At 33.9% G+C, this 2,159-nt stretch carries 3 protein-coding genes; 1 reads left to right on the top strand and 2 read right to left on the bottom strand.

Annotated features, from left to right (window positions below; translation table 11 throughout):
* Window positions 1-99 precede the first annotated feature (99 nt).
* Entirely contained in the window at window positions 100-387 is a 288-nt protein-coding gene (locus CDZ78_RS19765) for a hypothetical protein (RefSeq protein WP_087871496.1), read from the bottom strand.
* Window positions 377-988, bottom strand: coding sequence for a ParA family protein (locus tag CDZ78_RS19760; protein WP_087871494.1), 612 nt, complete (start codon window positions 986-988; stop codon window positions 377-379). Before CDZ78_RS19760 ends, CDZ78_RS19765 begins: the two co-directional genes overlap by 11 nt.
* Before the next feature lie 275 nt (window positions 989-1,263).
* Here CDZ78_RS19760 and CDZ78_RS19755 point away from each other — a divergent pair.
* The coding region (locus tag CDZ78_RS19755; RefSeq protein ID WP_087871493.1) for a replication initiator protein A at window positions 1,264-2,159 on the top strand (896 nt) is incomplete at its 3' end.

Here is a 2,159-nt window from a genome sequence, read left to right as displayed (position 1 = left end):
CATGATAGCAGGTAACGCGGAGAAGTGAACTTTATGCGACAGAACCCAAAAATTAATATCTATATATATATTAACATATATAACTATATAGTTTTATATTTATAACCCTTTCGTATCTTCACCATATTTTTTTAAAAGAGTTTTTATTGCCTCTTCTGCAAGTTCAGGGGCTTTTTTTCCCTTTACTTGTTTTTGGGAAAATACAAGTTTATCAAAAGCCATTGCATACTTTTCTTGTATGTAAAACCCCTTCGTGGATCTAGTGGGGGCTTTAGCTTCCTTTCTTACAAGTTGAGGAGCTTCAGCATTTGGACGTTTACCTGTTTCTACTTGTTGCTCTGCTCTCTCGTCTTCTTCATCCATCCAACTCGCATCATTACGCCCCATATTTATCCCCTTCATTACCTTCTAAAGCATCAGTCAAAATAGCACCTAATATTTTCAAGAAATCATTTCGGCGATCTTTAATTTTATAAGCCTTATTCATTTCTTTATCGAATATTGTTATTAGCTGAGCATCTGCACGACTAAAAACACCGCTTGCAGGAATTTCTAAAGCTCCTTTTTCTACAAGTCTTTTAGCGGTTTCTCGTTCTTCTGTTCTATGGTGCTGCGCATCTGTTACAACAGTTATTATTTCTTTTCCTGACTTCTCAGCAATTGCCTTAGCATCCACATAAGTCTTATATTGAGTTCTTGCTGGTTTTACAGGCATCAATAAAAGTCGCCCTTGTGGTAGCTCCCAATCACTAGCTTGATGATCTATCAAAACTAAATTAGCATCTGGCTTGTCTTTAGGGATTGCTGAAATAACTTCAAAAGGTAACCGTCCAGCTTTATAGATCATACTAGAAGTACCTTGAGGATCTTGGCAAATAACTAAGGGCCTTAACCCCATTTCAACGGCAGCGGCTGCAAGATTAATAGCAATCATTGATTTACCCTGTCCGCCTTTAGGGTTCCAGATGTTTACAAGTTTAAATGTCATTTTTATTTAATATATAGCTATAGACGTATAAAAGTATACAGTTTATAGGTATAATTATCTATAAGTATGAAACTATATACCTATAAATATTTATGCAGACGAATCCAAAACACTATCCAAACTTTGGATCTACAGGGGAGAGTCATATAAATTTCCTAAAAAATGAGATCTAATTTTTTTACTTTTGTGATGTAATATCGATCTGTTATTTCACCCCCTAAGCGTAAAATTTGAAATAATGATTTATTCAAAAAATATTCAAAAGAGCTTCTGAAATGACCGATACAAAACAACCTTATGTTTCTGATAATTGCGAAACATATACAGACCTAGAAGATTCCCATGAAAAGATCAAAAACCCTGAACTTGCTTCAATTTTAAAAAAGGTCAACCGTTCTCGGAACTACCGAAAACCTCCAATCGATAATAAACAACTAGATATATTCGAGCCACCCCCATTAACTGATATATCCACTAAAGATGAAATAAGTTTAATGGATATTGCTGTATTCGGACTAGGTAGAAAACCACGTTTTGAACCTATAGAATATAATTTAAAAGATGCTCATATAGTTGTTCAAGGCGGTACTAATTGTGGAATGGCAACTATATTTGATTATGATATTTTTCTTTATATGATTTCTTACTTAACTAATGAGATGAATAGAATTAAAAAGGAAATCAAAAAAGGAAATGATGATTATTTACCTCCACGATCAATAAAGCCATCTGTTGCTGAGCTTTTAAACTATTGCCGCCGCGACCATGGGGGAGAAAATTACAAACTTTTAGAAAAATCACTAGAAAGATTAAGTACAACAAAAATATCAATTACAAAAGTAAACTCAAAAAATCGTCGAAATGGTATGTTTAGCCTTATTGGTGATTACAATATAACAACACAAAAAGAAACAGGAAGAATTTCCGACATTACCATTTCAATTCCTGAGTGGGTTTATGATGGCATTGTAAGAATTGAAAACCCAACCGTTTTAACATTAAACCCTGATTATTTTTTACTTGATAAAGGGACTCATAGATTTTTACATCGATTGGCACGCAAAGCAGCAGGAAAAACTGAAGCCACTTATAGTTTAGAAAAAATATATGAAAGAAGCGGAACAACAAGAGTTTTTAGGCGCTGGAAATCTGATATAAAAAGCACTATCGC

It is taken from the genome of Bathymodiolus platifrons methanotrophic gill symbiont (assembly GCF_002189065.1).
GTDB lineage: Bacteria > Pseudomonadota > Gammaproteobacteria > Methylococcales > Methylomonadaceae > Methyloprofundus.
This window is presented reverse-complemented; position numbering and strand designations above follow the sequence as displayed.